Raw genomic sequence first — 15,102 nt, 5'->3', positions numbered from 1 at the left:
CACAGCTTCTGCCGCCGGATCAATCCCGGCTTTTCCAGGCCTCGTAAAGATCCGGACGCCGGTCTTTGGTCAGCTCGATCGCCTGCTGCTGGCGCCACTTGGCGATGTTGCCATGATGACCGGATGTCAGGATCTCGGGGATCTCGCGTCCTTCCCAGACGGTCGGACGGGTATAATGGGGATATTCGAGGAGGCCGCTTTCAAAGCTTTCCTCCTCACCAGAGGCAACCTTGCCCATGACACCGGGTAGCAGACGCACAACTGCATCCATCAGCACCATCGCCCCGAGCTCGCCGCCGGACAGAATATAGTCGCCAATCGAGATTTCTTCGAGCTCGCGCCCGTCGATCACCCGCTGATCAACCCCTTCGAAGCGGCCACAGAGCAGAATGACGCCGCCAGCATCCTTGAGCTGATGCACCTTCTCCTGGGTCAGCGGCTTGCCGCGTGGTGACAACAGGATGCGCGGGCGTGTATCGCCCTCAGCGGTTACATGATCAATGGCCCGTGCCACCACGTCAGGCCGCAGCACCATTCCGGCGCCACCACCGGCAGGCGTGTCATCGACATTGCGGTGCTTGCCTTCGGCAAAGTCGCGGATATGCACCGCTTCCAGCGACCAGATGCCATTTTCCAGCGCCCGACCGGCAAGAGTCGTGCCCAGTGGACCGGGAAACATGTCGGGATAGAGCGTCAGAACGCTGGCGCGCCATGGCAAGGCGTCTTGAGCCGCGTCTGTCTCATCAAATTGTTTTGCCTCCGACATGATCCCTGAATTTCCTATTCCTTCTTGAGACCGTCCAGCAGCTCGGGAGCCTCGCTGAAATCAACGCCCTCCCCTTCCTGCGCACGCTCGCTTTCATCCGCCTCATCAAGCAGCCCGTCCGGCGGTGTCACCAGAACATAGCCCTCGGAGACCTTTACTTCCGGCACCACAGCGCGCGTGAAGGGAATATAATGACCCTTGCCGCGTTTCGGCATGACGTCCAGCATGTCCCCGGCGCCGAAATCATGGATTGCCATGATCGTTCCGATCGATGTGCCATCTGCAAGCCGCGCATCCAGCCCGATCAGGTCGGAATGATAGAATTCCTCTTCCTCGAGATCCGGCAACTGTGCGCGGTCCACATAGAGCCGCACGCCGTTGAGCGCCTCGACGTCGTTGCGATTGTTCAGCCCCTTGATGCGGCAGACAAACACGGTCTTGGATTCGCGAGCCGAGAGAAATTCGAACTGCCGCGTGCCATCCGCTGTCTCCAGCGGGCCATAGTCGAACAGGGCATCAGGCTCTTCTGCAAACAGCTTGACCCTCACCTCGCCGCGCACACCGTGAGCAGCGCCTATCTGGGCGATACAGACCTTGCCTTCGGGGTCGGTTTCATTCTTTGCCATGCAGGCGCTCCCTGTCCATCAGACTGGCGGCAGATCGGGCTACAGACGATGCAGCACCCCTTATCCACCGGAATCAAAAAGGGGAGTCCGGCTCATGACAAGCCGCACTCCCCCTGAAAGCGGTAAGATTACTCAGCGCTTGCTTCTTCAGCCGGAGCTTCGGCTTCTGCAGCAGCAGCGGCTGCTTCTTCTTCTTTCATGCGCTGTTCTTCAAGACGTTCCTGAGCCTTTGCGCCCGGCTTTGCCTTGTTCGGGTTGTTGCGGGTCGGACGGGTAGCCATGCCAGCAGCATCCAGGAAGCGCAGAACGCGATCGGTCGGTTTTGCACCGTTGTCGAGCCAATGCTTGATGCGGTCTTCTTTCAGGATCACGCGGTTTTCGGAATCCTTCGGCAGCAGCGGGTTGTAGATACCAACCTTCTCGATGAAGCGGCCATCGCGCGGAGCGCGGATGTCAGCAACGACGATGGAGTAGTGAGGGCGCTTCTTGGAGCCACCGCGGGCCAGACGAATTTTAGTAGCCATGGAGTTTCCTTTCCAATTTCGGCATATTCTTGTATCAACGGCCAACTTTTTAATGACTGCCAGCAGTCCTTGGCCTTGTTTGTGAGTGCAGACAGGATCCTTATGAGATCCGGCCTATCGTTTCTTCTTGCCCTTGCCGGACAGACCGCCCAGACCGGGAAATTTCGGACCACCCAGGCCAGGAAGACCTGACAGACCACCCGGCAGACCGCCGGGCAATCCTCCTGGAAGGCCACCGGGAAGACCGCCACCAGGCAACCCTCCCCCCATTCCTTTGGCCAGATCGCCCATATCAGGCATCTGGCCGGATTTCTGCATTGCTTCAAGCTGGGCCGGGTCGATCTGGGGCATACCGCCACCGAACAGACCGCCAAGGCCGCCTTTCTTCTTACCGAACATCTTCATCATGTCCGCCATCTGGCGGTGCATCTTCAGAAGCTTGTTGATTTCAGACACTTCAACCCCGGCACCGGCAGCCACGCGCTTCTTGCGACTGGCGTTGAGCAGCTTGGGATTGCGGCGCTCGGCGCGGGTCATGGAATTTATGATCGCCACCTGACGGTTGACGACGGAATCATCGAGATTGGCAGCAGCCATCTGCTTTTTCAGCTTGCCGATGCCCGGCATCAGCCCCATGATGCCGCTCATGCCACCGAGCTTGGCCATCTGGCCGAGCTGATCCTTGAGATCCTCGAGATCGAACTTGCCCTTGCGCAGCTTCTCGGCAGCAAGCGCAGCCTTTTCGGCATCGATATTTTCCGCCGCCTTTTCAACCAGCGAAACGATATCGCCCATGCCCAGAATACGGCCGGCAATACGCTCGGGATGGAATTCCTCAAGGGCATCGGACTTTTCGCCGGTGCCCATCAGCTTGATCGGCTTGCCGGTCACTGCCCGCATGGACAGCGCTGCACCGCCGCGACCGTCACCGTCGACGCGGGTCAGCACGATACCGGTCACATCGCAGCGCTCGTTGAAGCTCTTGGCCACATTGACCGCGTCCTGACCGGTCAGGCTATCGGCCACCAGCAGGATTTCGTGCGGATTGGTAACCCGACGGATCTCTTCCATCTCGACCATCAGCGGCTCGTCCACATGGGTACGACCGGCGGTATCGAGCATGACCACGTCAAAGCCACCGAGCTTGGCGGCATTGATGGCGCGGTCGGCAATCTGGGTCGGCGTCTGGCCAGCAACGATCGGCAGGGTCGCGATGCCATTCTGTTCGCCCAGTACCCTGAGCTGTTCCTGCGCGGCGGGACGGCGGGTATCGAGCGACGCCATCAGGACCTTCTTGCGGTCCCTTGTCTGCAAACGCAGGGCAATCTTGGCGGTCGAGGTGGTTTTACCAGACCCCTGCAGACCAACCATCATGATGGGAACGGGAGACGGCGCATTGAGATCGATGACCCGGGCATCGGAGCCGAGCATTTCGACCAGCTGGTCATGCACCAGCTTGACCACCATCTGGGCGGGGCTGACCGACTTGATCACTTCCACGCCGACGGCCTTTTCCTTCACCTGCTCGGTGAAGGTGCGCACGACATCCAGAGCAACGTCCGCTTCGATCAGCGCGCGGCGAACTTCGCGCAGCGCAGCATTGACATCGGACTCACTGAGCGCACCGCGCTTCGAGAGCTTGTCGAAAATGCCGCTCAGGCGATCTGATAGCGATTCAAACATGCATTGCTCCTTCGTTTCTTCCCACACACAAGCCCGGTTCACTTCGGCTCACACCCAATTTGGGTCTTTGCCGCCCTGCTGCCAACCGGTCTTCGAAAGAAAACCGCATAGCAAAAATCCACCCGAGGGCGCAACGCGCTGTCGGATGTGGACTTCCCGGTTCTCTTTACACCTTTGCGGGACCGGGTCAGTGGCTCAAAATGTCTTGTCTCGTGATGAGAATGGGCGGTTTCTACGCAATATTGCCCCCGGCGTCAACCGGATTCAGCACCAAAAGCAAGGAAAAGGCCAGATTTCTGTCCTTTTACAGGAGTTCATCGCGCAATTCGGCGACGGTCTCGACAATCCTGTCCGTTCCCGCAGCTTCAAATTCTTCCCGGGATCCATAACCCCAGAGCACGGAAATGGCTTTCACCCCGTTGGCCCTAGCCCCCAGAATGTCGTGTTTGCGATCTCCAAGCATGATCGATGTCTGCGGATCAGATCCGGTCTGCGCGAGCGCATGGGCCAGAAGATCCGCCTTGTTGCCCCGCGTCCCGTCCAGCTCGGCCCCGAACACGGCGTCGAAATAGGGAGCCAGCCCGAAACGCTCCAGGATCGGATTGGCAAAGACATGCGGCTTCGAGGTCGCCACATAGAGCGGATGCCCTGCTGCCTTCAAGGCCGCAAGCAACTCCGGGATGCCCGAATAGACCTCGTTTTGATATAGCCCCGTCACCGAATAATGCTCCCGATAGGCGCGAACGCCCTCGTCAGCCCTGTCAGCCCCCACCATCACGACAAAGCTTTCCGGCAATGGCGGGCCGATGACCCAATCCAGATCCTCCGGCACCTCATCAATGCCGAGCTTGTCAAGGGCGTAGTGCACAGAACTGATGATACCCGCCTTCGGGTCGGTCAGCGTGCCGTCAAGGTCGAAAAAAAGTGAAGTCATGAAAATCCGTCTTGGTGTTCGGTGCTGTCGGTATCGGATAGCCGGGCCGTGGACTGGGGGCCATAGAGTGGGCCGGGCACGTCAAGTCAGATAGCCTTCAGCGTCATCGGCAGTTTTGCAAGCTCGGCATGATCCTTGGAGCTTTCGTCAAGAACCTCGCGAATCCGCATCGAGGGCATGTAGGAAAGAACGCGGTTGCGTCCTTCCTTCTTGGCCAGATACATAGCACAATCTGCAGCCGTAAACAGGCTGTCGAAGTGCTTTCCTGCCGTTTCCACCGAAGCAAAGCCTATGCTGACGCTGAAACGGACCGGCAAACCCCGATAGTCAAACGTGGTTTCAGCGACATGATGACGAACCTGATCCAGCACCGCGCCATGGTCTGCATTGCCGCCGGGGAAATAGATGGCGAATTCCTCTCCACCCATTCGACCAAACAGGGCGGAAGGCGGAAGGCTGCAGCGGACCGTTCGGGCAAAATCGACCAGAACCTTGTCGCCAGCCTCATGACCGTAATTGTCGTTGATCTGCTTGAAATGATCAATGTCCATGATCGCCATCACGGCCCCGCCCTCGCTTTCAGGCAAAAGCCGGTTGATCTGCTTGACGAAGGCGCGGCGGTTGGCAATTCCTGTCAGAACATCTGTTTCGGATGCGATCCGATGACGCTGTTCCGCCCGGTCCTTGATCAGAACAATGGTGGAAACCGCCATCATCGTGGTGTTGAAGAAGATCTCGAGCAGAAACAGCTTCCACCAGTCTGCTTCCATCCGACCATTGACCACCGGTGCCGGATGAAACAGCGTGAAATAGATTACGCAACCGCGCACGATCGCATGGACCACCAGCACGATCGAGGCAGGCACCGCCATCGGCAACTCCCTGTTGCCAGCCCCGGTCACGATGGCGTGGGCATTGGTCATCGCAACCACCACCACGAACAGGGACTGCACCATGGCATTCATGTTCGGATTGTCGTAAAGCACCGGGAAATTGTCGGCCAGAACCAGATAGACGCCGGGAAGAATGAAAAACAGCACGGACGGGGTCGTCTTGCCGTTGAAGGCGCGGAACCCGGCAAGCATGGCAACATTTGCTGCGAGGACAACAGCCGTGCAAAGCGCTGGCACGAATGGCCCCAAATGGCTCTGTAAGGTCAGAAAGACAGCCGCCACAATCCCGAACACATAGGCCAATGTCCAGTAACCCGCCGCCTTTTGCTGAAAATTGCTGCGCCACACAGTCGCCATCGTGGAAACCGCAACGAGCAAAGACAAAAAAAGACAAGCATAGATTGTCGCAATATCAAGCGCGCTTAGCATAGACTGACTGTCCCCCAATTGCAGACAGACTAATTCAAAACTCTAAAAATATCGATAATTCAAAGGATGAAATCGATTGCATCTTCCGCAAATACCTTTCCCTTCATAGATCTGGCCATTCGCTCCTTCCCGGCAGGACATCGGTTGCAGGCGCTGGCAATGATGGCTGTGCATCAACAAAATACATTTGCGCATTGCCCTGAGACTATCATTTTCCGGCAAAACCGCTAAATTGTCGCCAAACAAGAAACACTGCTCCTGCACAAGGCGCCCTGCCTTGACAGGACAGCAAGAATTCCATGGAGACCAGAGATGTCACCCACACCTTCCGAACCCAAAGCCCATATCTGGCTGCGCGATGAAGATCGCAGCACCGAACGCCGCACGGCTCTCACCCCGAAGAATGCCAGAAAGCTGATCGACAACGGCTTTACGGTCACGGTGGAAAGGAGCGCCAAGCGCGTTTGCTCCAATGAAGACTATGAGGCCGTCGGGTGTGCCCTTGCCGAGCCGCGCTCCTGGGTGAACGCCCCCAAGGATGCCGTCATTCTCGGCCTCAAGGAACTGGCGGAAACCCCATCGGACCTGCCGCACCGGATGATCCATTTCGCCCATATCTACAAGGACCAGACCGGCTGGCAAAAGGAAATGGCCCGCTTCGTCAATGGCGGTGGCCTGCTTTATGACATCGAGTTCCTGACCAATGAAAACGGCCGTCGCGTCGCCGCCTTCGGCTATTGGGCTGGATGGATGGGCGCAGCTCTTGGTGCCTTCCGCCTGCTTGAACGCCGCGCCGGTCGCGACGAGATCACCAAGGGCGTCTCGCCCTTCGAGAGCCAGGAAGTCATCATCGAAAAGCTCAAGGCGCTGGCCGCTCTGGTCGAAGGGGACTTGCCGACCGCTATCGTCATTGGTGCAAAGGGCCGCTCGGGCACCGGCGCCAGCGAATGCCTTGAAGCCATCGGCATCAAGGTCACCAAGTGGGATATCGAGGAAACCCGCATTCTGGACCGCCAGACCCTTCTCTCCCATGACCTCATGGTCAACTGCGTTCTGATGTTCGGCCCGGGCCTGTTGCTTGCCAACAAGACCCATCTGGCGGCAGAAGGAAGCAACATGAAGGTCATTTCGGACGTTTCCTGCGATCCCTTCTCCGATTTCAACCCGCTGCCGATCTATGATGCCCCGACCAGTTGGGACGAACCGGTCATCGAAGTGGCCTCGAACGGATCAGGTGATGCCGTCGAGGTAACATCCATCGACAACCTGCCTTCCCTTCTGCCCGCCCAGGCTGCCGAGGAATTCTCCGACCAGTTCATCACATCGCTGCTGCGCTTTGACGATGGCATCGAATGGAAGAACGGCAAGGCCAAATTCGAGGCGATCCGGGAAAAGGCCGGCCTCTGACCCGCACGTTGCCTGCGGTGCAGACATACCGCAAGGATGGCCTATGAAAGGGCTGCAACAAAGTTTTGACACATTTCAGAAAGGGTGCGCACTTTTATCGCACCCTTTTTCTTTGGCAATTGCCGCGCCATCGACTTATTGCCAATCGCAATTTCCCCTTCAATTTCAATACTGAGTCTGGTTATCCCCTGAGAGGGGAAAGCACAGAAACAAAGCTCACGCAAAAGTCATCGCGCGGGCGGAACATGGTCATTCAATAAGTAGAAAGTCTGACTATATAGTCCTAAGGTCAATAATTCTATTTATCACTCATGACCGGATTATTTGATGCAATCTTGATGTAATAATGGGGACCAACCATGCACAAATTAGCTCTTGCCACCATCGCCTTGTCCTTGATCGCAGCGCCAGCGCTTGCTGGCCCGAAAGAGGATGCTGTCAGCGAACGTCAGGCCTATTTCAAGCAACTGGGCGGCAATATGGGGCCGCTGGCAAAAATGCTGAAGGGCGACTATGACGCCGCAACAGCCCAGCAGCATGCCGACGCTCTGGCAGATCTCACCACCAAGGACATCAGCGGCCTGTTCATCGAAGGCACGTCGAATGCCGACATGCCTGGCGCAACCAAGTCGCTTCCCGCCATCTGGGAAGACATGGACGGCTTTGCCGCCAAATATCAGGCTCTGGCCTCTGCTGCAGCGACCCTCAAGACAGAAGCCGGTAAAGGCAAGGCTGAACTGGCCGCCGCATTCGGCGCTGTCGGTGCATCCTGCAAAAGCTGCCACGATGCCTTCCGCGACTGATCCATTCCGGAGCCGGGTTGATATTGCCCGGCTCTTTCCCCCCTCTGATATTTGAATTCTTTAAGCAAAATTGACAGGCCACCATCATGATCGAACATTCCGAACAAGACACCCCGCTTGAACGCGTCCGCCTTTGGGACCCGGCGATCCGGCTCTTCCACTGGGCGCTGGTCCTATGCGTTGTTGCTGCATGGGGATTGGGTGAATTCGGACCCGATGTGATGACCCTGCATTTCTATTTTGGCTATGCGGTAGTGGCCCTGCTCGCCTTTCGCCTGATTTGGGGCCTGATCGGCCCGAAGACGGCCCGCTTTGCCCATTTCATTTACGGCCCGAAAGCCACCCTGAGCTACGCCGCCAGCATGTTCCAACGCAAGCCCAGCTATTGGCACGGTCACAATCCGATGGGCGCTCTGGCAGCCTTTGCCCTGCTTGGCCTGCTGATTGCTCAGGTGGCTTCAGGGCTGATGGGCGATCCGGACGATTTCATCAACGTTGGTCCGCTCGCCCAATATGTCGGTTCCGAAACGGCCAGCCTTGCCATTGACCTGCACGAAGCCCTTGCGCCTCTTCTTCTGCTGCTGGTCGTCCTTCATGTCGCGACCATCGCCTTCTACAAGATCTGGAAACGCGAAGATCTGATCAAGCCGATGATAACGGGCTGGAAATGGGTCAAAAAATCCGAAGACGCCTGATCGGCCGAGCCTTCAGATCGTGCTGAGCAGAATGCTGGTTTCGCTGTTCAGCACCCCCTCGATAAGACGGACCTCCCTGAGCACCCGATCAAAATCCGACAGGGACGCGGCCTGAATCTCCGCCACAAGATCCCACGCCCCGTTGGTCGTGTGCAGGGTATGCAGCTCCGGCATGCCCCGAAGCTTGCGGATCACCTGCGAGGTTGACTTGCCGACCACCTCGATCAGCATGATCGCCCGGATACCATCCAGCTCATAATCCTCCCGCACCCGAACGGTGAAGCCTAGCACAGCCCCTGATTCCATCAACCTGTCCAGCCGGTTCTGCACCGTGCCACGCGACACATGCAGGATATCGGCAAGTTTGGACAAGGGCGCCCGCCCGTCATGACGCAGCAGGGAAATGAGATCCTTGTCCAGCTGATCGAAAATATGCTTAGCCTGTTGCGTGCTCATTGGCCCTGGCTCCTCTCGAGAGAAATGCTGAAATTGCCGAATTGTGCAATTTTTGCTTTGAATTTTGATAATGGCTTATCATTTATTGAGGAGTTTTGCCATTTTGTCTGAAAATTTGTCCCGCTATTCTTGAATCGCCGACGTAATCCATCAAGCGATGGTGAGCGCCGTTTGATCCGCGCTCCCATCCGATCCTTCGGCAGGCCTTGCCGTTTTCTCAAAGAATTCAGGAAACTTTTGACATGACAGCCCCCCGCAAAGACTCTCTCAATCTTGTCCCCTTTGTCAGCGTCGACAACATGATGAAACTGATCCTCTCCATCGGCGTCGAAGAAGCCATCGAAGGGATCGCGGCCCAGATTGAAAGCGATTTCAAACGGTGGGAAAGCTTTGACAAGACTCCGCGCATCGCCTCTCATTCCAAGGAAGGCGTAATTGAGCTGATGCCAACCAGTGACGGCGAGGTCTATGGCTTCAAATATGTCAACGGCCACCCGAAAAACACCAAGGAAGGCCTGCAGACGGTCACAGCCTTCGGCCTTTTGGCCGATGTCTACACCGGCTATCCCGTGCTGCTGACGGAAATGACCATTCTAACGGCCCTCAGAACCGCCGCCACTTCGGCGATGGCCGCCAAATATCTGGCACCCAAGAATGCCAGGGTCATGGCGATCATCGGAAACGGTGCGCAATGTGAATTCCAGGCACTGGCCTTCAAGCGCATCTGCGGAATCGACACCGTACGCCTTTATGACATCGATACGATTGCCACCGACAAAGCCGAGTTCAACCTCAGGGATTCGGGCCTCAAGGTCATCCGCACCTCAAGCCATCAGGAATGCGTGGCCGGCGCCGACATCATCACCACCTGCACCGCCGACAAGCAGTGCGCCACGATCCTGACCGACAACATGGTCGGCTCGGGCCAGCACATCAATGCCATCGGCGGCGACTGTCCGGGCAAGACCGAATTGCACGCGGATATCCTGCGCCGGTCTGACATTTTTGTCGAATACCCGCCGCAGACCCGAATCGAAGGCGAAATCCAGCAGTTGGCACCGGATCACCCGGTCAAGGAACTCTGGAAAGTGATGACCGGACAGGAAGAAGGCCGCACCTCGGAAAGCCAGATCACGCTGTTCGATTCCGTCGGTTTCGCCATCGAGGATTTCTCGGCCCTGCGTTACATCCACGACGTCATCAAGGGCACCCGCTTCTATGACGACCTCGACATGCTGGCCGATCCGGACGAGCCGCGTGACCTCTATGGCATGGTACGCCGGGCAGAGAAGGCAATGGTTGCAGCAGAATAGCGTTCACACGATCATACCCAATCAGAACTCAGACAAAGGCCACTGCCCAGTGCGGTGGCCTTTTGTTTATTCCGGCCACTTTTGACATCGGGGTTTTCCCCTAGACAATGGGATGATTAACCGCCTTTTTCGTAAATCCAAAGAAACGATCCAGATAACCTTCGCGAATATCCAGAGCTGCTCAGAACAGGAAAGAATAGACAGAAGAAAGAGGCATCTGTTTTTCTGAATATTGGACTTATGCCGCAATTCACTCATCCATTGGTGGGATGGTTTCTTGTTCCACCCGCGACAGATAACGGTAATACATTCATATTACCTACCAAAGAGCAATACCGCTCGAGTAGACGCTCTGCTATCGCCTAAGCATAATAGTTCGCAAAACAGCCTTCGAGCATCACCGCACCAAGCAAGCACACCACTATGGTGCACAGTTTCAATAGACGAGTTCTGGGAGGAACGCATGTCGGAGAACGTCTATCCTGTACCGGCGGATGTGGCATCACATGCCCTGATCGACAACGACGCCTATTTGTCGATGTACAAACAGTCCGTGGAAGATCCGCAGGCCTTCTGGGCAGAGCAGGGCAAACGCATCGACTGGATCAAGCCCTACACCATCGTGAAGAACACATCCTTCGACTACCACAATGTTTCCATCAAGTGGTACGAAGACGGTGAGCTGAACGTGGCCGCCAACTGCATCGACCGCCACCTTGAAAGCCGCGGCGACCAGACCGCCATCATCTGGGAGGGTGATGATCCGGCAGACGATGCGCACATCACCTACAATCAGCTCTACGAACGGGTCTGCAAACTGGCCAATGCCTACAAGGACATGGGCGTTGGCAAGGGCGATCGCGTCATTCTCTATCTGCCTATGATCCCGGAGGCGGCCTATGCCATGTTGGCCTGCGCCCGCATCGGTGCCATCCATTCCATCGTTTTCGGCGGCTTTTCGCCAGACGCCCTGGCCGACCGTATCAATGGCTGCGAGGCTAAGCTGGTTGTGACCGCCGATCAGGGTCTGCGTGGCGGCCGCAGGGTGCCGCTGAAGACCAACGTCGATACGGCCCTAGAAAAGGTTGGCCACACCGTCAAGACCCTCGTGGTCAAGCGCACCGGTGGCGACGTGCCAATGGTTGATGGCCGTGACGTCTGGTATCAGGACATGGTAGACAAGGCGTCTGCCGATTGCCCGCCGGAGCCGATGAACGCCGAAGATCCGCTCTTCATTCTGTATACCTCCGGCTCCACCGGCAAGCCAAAGGGCGTAGTGCACACCACCGGTGGCTATCTGGTCTATGCGTCGATGACCCATCAATATGTCTTCGACTATCACGACGGCGACATCTATTGGTGCACGGCCGATGTGGGCTGGGTGACCGGCCATTCCTACATCGTCTACGGTCCGCTGGCCAATGGCGCCACGACCCTGATGTTCGAAGGCGTGCCGACCTACCCGTCTCCGTCCCGTTTCTGGGATGTGTGCGAGAAACACAAGGTCAACATCTTCTACACCGCCCCGACAGCCATCCGCTCGCTGATGGGTGCTGGCACGGAACATGTTGAAAAAGCGGATCTTTCTTCGCTGCGCATTCTGGGATCCGTGGGTGAGCCCATCAACCCGGAAGCCTGGAAATGGTATTATGAAGTTGTTGGCAAGAAACGCTGCCCGATTGTCGACACCTGGTGGCAGACTGAGACCGGCGGTATCCTGATCACGCCTCTGCCCGGCGCCACCGACCTCAAACCCGGATCGGCCACCCGGCCCTTCTTCGGCGTCCAGCCGGTCATGCTCGACAGCATGGGCAACGAAGTCCTTGAAACCGAATGCGAGGGCGTGCTCTGCATCGCCGACAGCTGGCCGGGCCAGATGCGCACGGTCTTTGGCGATCACGACCGCTTTGTCTCGACCTATTTCGAGACCTTCAAGGGCTACTACTTCACCGGCGACGGCGCGCGTCGCGACAAGGACGGCTACTACTGGATCACCGGTCGCGTCGATGACGTGATCAACGTTTCCGGACATCGCATGGGCACCGCAGAAGTGGAAAGCGCCCTCGTCGCCCATGAAAAGGTCTCCGAGGCCGCCGTGGTGGGCTATCCGCACGACATCAAGGGTCAGGGCATCTATGTCTATGTCACCCTGATGGAAGGCGAAGAGGAAAGCGAAGAGCTGCGCAAGGAACTGCGTGACTGGGTCCGCCATGAGATCGGGCCGATTGCTTCGCCAGACCTCATCCAGTTCGCGCCGGGCCTGCCGAAAACCCGTTCCGGCAAGATCATGCGCCGCATTCTGCGCAAGATCGCCGAAGACGACTTCGGCTCACTGGGTGACACCTCGACCCTTGCAGACCCGAGCGTTGTCGAGGATCTGATTGACAATCGCCAGAACCGGTAGAACCGGAAAGCGCCAAGAAAATACGACCAAAAACACGACTGCAGGGCCAAAACCCTGCAGTTTTTGTTTGTGCGCGGCGACCAACTCTCCGGCAATCGTCACCAGCCGTTGACCGCAGTCCTTGTAGAGTGAAACGGATGAAGGGAGAGAAAAGCTAGTGATCCCGCTGGACGAAGCTTTCCACCTCTTCCAGCGACATGGTCTCTTCGCTGCCATCGCCGAGCTTGGAGCGGACCAGTTCCAGATCCCCAACCAGACCAGCCAGACGCCCGGCAACCCGGTCGTGAATGATGGCCGCCAGTTCGGGATATTCATCCATGACGCGTCGGAAGGTGACCCGCCGGATCTGAATGACCCTCACGTCCTCGATTGCGGTGGCCATGGCGGACCGGCGCGTCTCTGCCATCAGCGCCATTTCCCCGATCAGGCTGCCAGCACCAAGGATCTGGCTCTGCACGTCAAACCCGTTTGCCGAAATGGTCATCCGAACCTGCCCTTCGGTGATGACAAAGCCGGAATCGGCCAGATCGCCCTGCCGGAAAATCACCTGCTTGGCACGATAGGCGCGCATTTCTGCGCCAAAGGCCAACAGGCGCAACTGGTCATTGTCAAAATCATTGAAGAAGGAGACCCGCTTGAGCAGGTCGATATCACTTGTCAGGCTCATAGACGTCTTTCAACCCGATGAGAATCCGATAAAACTGCCCCACTATAGGCGAGTTCTATCGTGCCATGTCAAGCAGCATCAGACCCTTGTTGGCGGCATCTTCAGGCGGCAGCCGAACAGAAGCGCCTTACGGCACCAGCTTGTATCCGCCCGATTCTGTGATCAGCAATTCGGCATTGGAGGGGTTTTTCTCTATTTTCTGCCGCAAGCGATAGATGTGGGTTTCCAGAGTGTGGGTTGTCACACCGGAATTGTAGCCCCAGACTTCGTGCAACAGCACATCGCGACTGACCGGTTTGTCCCCCGACCGATAGAGATATTTCAAAATCGAGGTCTCTTTTTCCGTCAATCGCACCTTGCCGCCTGATTCGTCGGCCAGAATCTTCGCCGCAGGCTTGAAGGTGAAGCGACCGACCGTAAAGGTCGCATCTTCGCTATTCTCGTGCTGACGCAACTGGGCCCGGATACGGGCGAGCAGCACGGCAAAGCGAAACGGTTTGGTGACATAGTCGTTGGCGCCGGCTTCCAGCCCCAGAATGGTATCCGAGTCCGTGTCATGGCCGGTCAACATGATGATCGGTGCCCGGAAGTCGCCCTTGCGCAACAGCTTGACGGCCTCGCGACCGTCCATGTCTGGCAACCCGACATCAACGATCAGCAGATCATAGTGATCCGAACGGGCTGCCCGCAACGCGTCGGCAGCGCAGTCTTCCTGCGTGATTTCGAATTCCTCGTAGAGCGACAGCTGTTCGATCAATGCTTCACGCAGTTCGGTGTCGTCATCAACCAGCAAAATCTTTCTAGCTGTCATCTGTCTCATGCTCCCGGATGGTTCGAAGTCACACAATATCAAGGCCTCGTCGCCGGACTCCTGGCGAATATTCTATAGATAGAAACACTCACGAGCCAGACAAGATCTGCTTGCACTTAAGAACAGCCTAAATGATTTTCAAATCACGGCAAATCACGTCGCCGTCATGACCCGTTTTTCCTCAGCTCCGGTTCAGCAACATTCGATTTCCACTTTCTCCAGCAGAGCCGCCGCCTCTTCGTCCTCATAGTCTTCGAACAGGTCACGAATGAGGTTGATGTGCGAATGCACTAGAAACAGCGCGTCCCCTGTAGCGGTATCACCCGACCGGCTTTTCTCGATCTTGGTCAGAAAAGCCTGCCAATAGGCATTGTCCTTGGCTGGACCATGTGCAAGCCGTTCAATATACTCAACAATCCTTTCCGCATTGCGGTCGCATTCAATCCCGATAAAACTCACATAGCGATCGGTATCTGTTTCTTCCTGAGACATCTTTCACCCTTCTCAAGGACCGGTGCTTCAGCTTTCCGGATCCTTCTTGCAACACCTGAACAAATCATCAACCGAGGCCTTGCCAAGCAAGCCACAGCGATGAAAAACCTTCGATGCAAGATGAATGCCGCACCACGCCTCATGCGAGAGGTAGAAAGAGCCGAGGCAACAGGAACGCCAAATGGAATAATTTTCACTT

15 protein-coding genes are annotated in these 15,102 nt (G+C 56.8%); 5 read left to right on the top strand and 10 right to left on the bottom strand.

The annotated features are described in order from the left end of the window. Nucleotides 1–19: 19 nt before the first annotated feature. The 6 genes from trmD to DSL70_RS01525 all read right to left on the bottom strand — a co-directional run bounded on the left by trmD (nucleotide 20) and on the right by DSL70_RS01525 (nucleotide 5,783). The gene (trmD, locus tag DSL70_RS01550) at nucleotides 20–718 is read right to left on the bottom strand and encodes a tRNA (guanosine(37)-N1)-methyltransferase TrmD (protein WP_119306573.1); all 699 of its coding nucleotides are present in this window, start codon (nucleotides 716–718) and stop codon (nucleotides 20–22) included. Nucleotides 719–780: 62 nt separating this feature from the next. Beyond that, on the bottom strand, nucleotides 781–1,392 hold the full coding sequence (gene rimM, locus DSL70_RS01545; RefSeq protein ID WP_119306123.1) for a ribosome maturation factor RimM: 612 nt from the start codon (nucleotides 1,390–1,392) through the stop codon (nucleotides 781–783). A gap of 128 nt (nucleotides 1,393–1,520) precedes the next feature. After that, nucleotides 1,521–1,916: a 30S ribosomal protein S16 gene (gene rpsP / locus DSL70_RS01540; protein WP_119306122.1), complete on the bottom strand. Its 396-nt coding sequence runs from the start codon at nucleotides 1,914–1,916 to the stop codon at nucleotides 1,521–1,523. A gap of 114 nt (nucleotides 1,917–2,030) precedes the next feature. Continuing rightward, on the bottom strand, nucleotides 2,031–3,599 hold the full coding sequence (gene ffh / locus DSL70_RS01535; protein WP_119306121.1) for a signal recognition particle protein: 1,569 nt from the start codon (nucleotides 3,597–3,599) through the stop codon (nucleotides 2,031–2,033). A gap of 304 nt (nucleotides 3,600–3,903) precedes the next feature. Then, nucleotides 3,904–4,533, bottom strand: coding sequence for an HAD family hydrolase (locus DSL70_RS01530; RefSeq protein ID WP_119306120.1), 630 nt, complete (start codon nucleotides 4,531–4,533; stop codon nucleotides 3,904–3,906). Between the two features lie 86 nt (nucleotides 4,534–4,619). Next, nucleotides 4,620–5,783 (bottom strand): GGDEF domain-containing protein, encoded by a 1,164-nt coding sequence (locus DSL70_RS01525; RefSeq protein ID WP_162916275.1) that lies wholly within the window; start codon nucleotides 5,781–5,783, stop codon nucleotides 4,620–4,622. Between the two features lie 384 nt (nucleotides 5,784–6,167). Here DSL70_RS01525 and DSL70_RS01520 point away from each other — a divergent pair, with 384 nt between their 5' ends. From DSL70_RS01520 to DSL70_RS01510, 3 genes are all read left to right on the top strand, one after another. After that, complete coding sequence (locus tag DSL70_RS01520; RefSeq protein WP_119306118.1) at nucleotides 6,168–7,262, top strand: saccharopine dehydrogenase; 1,095 nt, start codon at nucleotides 6,168–6,170, stop codon at nucleotides 7,260–7,262. 359 nt (nucleotides 7,263–7,621) lie between these two features. Beyond that, on the top strand, nucleotides 7,622–8,065 hold the full coding sequence (locus tag DSL70_RS01515; RefSeq protein ID WP_119306117.1) for a c-type cytochrome: 444 nt from the start codon (nucleotides 7,622–7,624) through the stop codon (nucleotides 8,063–8,065). A gap of 86 nt (nucleotides 8,066–8,151) precedes the next feature. After that, on the top strand, nucleotides 8,152–8,760 hold the full coding sequence (locus tag DSL70_RS01510; protein ID WP_119306116.1) for a cytochrome b/b6 domain-containing protein: 609 nt from the start codon (nucleotides 8,152–8,154) through the stop codon (nucleotides 8,758–8,760). A 12-nt stretch (nucleotides 8,761–8,772) separates the two neighbouring features. Here the strand turns inward: DSL70_RS01510 and DSL70_RS01505 are convergent, their stop codons facing one another. Then, nucleotides 8,773–9,216, bottom strand: coding sequence for an Lrp/AsnC family transcriptional regulator (locus DSL70_RS01505; protein WP_119306115.1), 444 nt, complete (start codon nucleotides 9,214–9,216; stop codon nucleotides 8,773–8,775). A gap of 242 nt (nucleotides 9,217–9,458) precedes the next feature. Here DSL70_RS01505 and DSL70_RS01500 point away from each other — a divergent pair, with 242 nt between their 5' ends. Together DSL70_RS01500 and acs are read left to right on the top strand one after the other, a co-directional pair. Beyond that, on the top strand, nucleotides 9,459–10,529 hold the full coding sequence (locus DSL70_RS01500; protein ID WP_119306114.1) for an ornithine cyclodeaminase: 1,071 nt from the start codon (nucleotides 9,459–9,461) through the stop codon (nucleotides 10,527–10,529). A gap of 463 nt (nucleotides 10,530–10,992) precedes the next feature. After that, the gene (gene acs / locus DSL70_RS01495) at nucleotides 10,993–12,933 is read left to right on the top strand and encodes an acetate--CoA ligase (protein WP_119306113.1); all 1,941 of its coding nucleotides are present in this window, start codon (nucleotides 10,993–10,995) and stop codon (nucleotides 12,931–12,933) included. Nucleotides 12,934–13,087: 154 nt separating this feature from the next. On the opposite strand, the gene DSL70_RS01490 is transcribed toward acs, so the two are convergent. The 3 genes from DSL70_RS01490 to cowN form a co-directional block, all read right to left on the bottom strand. Then, nucleotides 13,088–13,600, bottom strand: a complete 513-nt coding sequence (locus DSL70_RS01490; protein ID WP_119306112.1) for a cyclic nucleotide-binding domain-containing protein — start codon at nucleotides 13,598–13,600, stop codon at nucleotides 13,088–13,090. A gap of 127 nt (nucleotides 13,601–13,727) precedes the next feature. Next, nucleotides 13,728–14,411: a response regulator transcription factor gene (locus DSL70_RS01485; protein ID WP_119306111.1), complete on the bottom strand. Its 684-nt coding sequence runs from the start codon at nucleotides 14,409–14,411 to the stop codon at nucleotides 13,728–13,730. A gap of 192 nt (nucleotides 14,412–14,603) precedes the next feature. Then, nucleotides 14,604–14,903 (bottom strand): N(2)-fixation sustaining protein CowN, encoded by a 300-nt coding sequence (cowN, locus tag DSL70_RS01480; protein WP_119306110.1) that lies wholly within the window; start codon nucleotides 14,901–14,903, stop codon nucleotides 14,604–14,606. Nucleotides 14,904–15,102 lie beyond the last annotated feature (199 nt).

The sequence above is a fragment of the Cohaesibacter haloalkalitolerans genome (assembly GCF_003574655.1).
GTDB lineage: Bacteria > Pseudomonadota > Alphaproteobacteria > Rhizobiales > Cohaesibacteraceae > Cohaesibacter > Cohaesibacter haloalkalitolerans.
This window is presented reverse-complemented; position numbering and strand designations above follow the sequence as displayed.

Bases quoted from the DNA above. Each gene is read 5' to 3' on its own strand.
- DSL70_RS01530 (WP_119306120.1), bottom strand. From the start codon at position 4,533: ATGACTTCACTTTTTTTCGACCTTGACGGCACGCTGACCGACCCGAAG.
- DSL70_RS01525 (WP_162916275.1), bottom strand. From the start codon at position 5,783: ATGGCGACTGTGTGGCGCAGCAATTTTCAGCAAAAGGCGGCGGGTTAC.
- rimM (WP_119306123.1), bottom strand. From the start codon at position 1,392: ATGGCAAAGAATGAAACCGACCCCGAAGGCAAGGTCTGTATCGCCCAG.
- DSL70_RS01490 (WP_119306112.1), bottom strand. From the start codon at position 13,600: ATGAGCCTGACAAGTGATATCGACCTGCTCAAGCGGGTCTCCTTCTTC.
- cowN (WP_119306110.1), bottom strand. From the start codon at position 14,903: ATGTCTCAGGAAGAAACAGATACCGATCGCTATGTGAGTTTTATCGGG.
- DSL70_RS01520 (WP_119306118.1), top strand. From the start codon at position 6,168: ATGTCACCCACACCTTCCGAACCCAAAGCCCATATCTGGCTGCGCGAT.
- DSL70_RS01510 (WP_119306116.1), top strand. From the start codon at position 8,152: ATGATCGAACATTCCGAACAAGACACCCCGCTTGAACGCGTCCGCCTT.
- acs (WP_119306113.1), top strand. From the start codon at position 10,993: ATGTCGGAGAACGTCTATCCTGTACCGGCGGATGTGGCATCACATGCC.
- DSL70_RS01500 (WP_119306114.1), top strand. From the start codon at position 9,459: ATGACAGCCCCCCGCAAAGACTCTCTCAATCTTGTCCCCTTTGTCAGC.
- rpsP (WP_119306122.1), bottom strand. From the start codon at position 1,916: ATGGCTACTAAAATTCGTCTGGCCCGCGGTGGCTCCAAGAAGCGCCCT.
- DSL70_RS01485 (WP_119306111.1), bottom strand. From the start codon at position 14,411: ATGACAGCTAGAAAGATTTTGCTGGTTGATGACGACACCGAACTGCGT.
- DSL70_RS01505 (WP_119306115.1), bottom strand. From the start codon at position 9,216: ATGAGCACGCAACAGGCTAAGCATATTTTCGATCAGCTGGACAAGGAT.
- ffh (WP_119306121.1), bottom strand. From the start codon at position 3,599: ATGTTTGAATCGCTATCAGATCGCCTGAGCGGCATTTTCGACAAGCTC.
- DSL70_RS01515 (WP_119306117.1), top strand. From the start codon at position 7,622: ATGCACAAATTAGCTCTTGCCACCATCGCCTTGTCCTTGATCGCAGCG.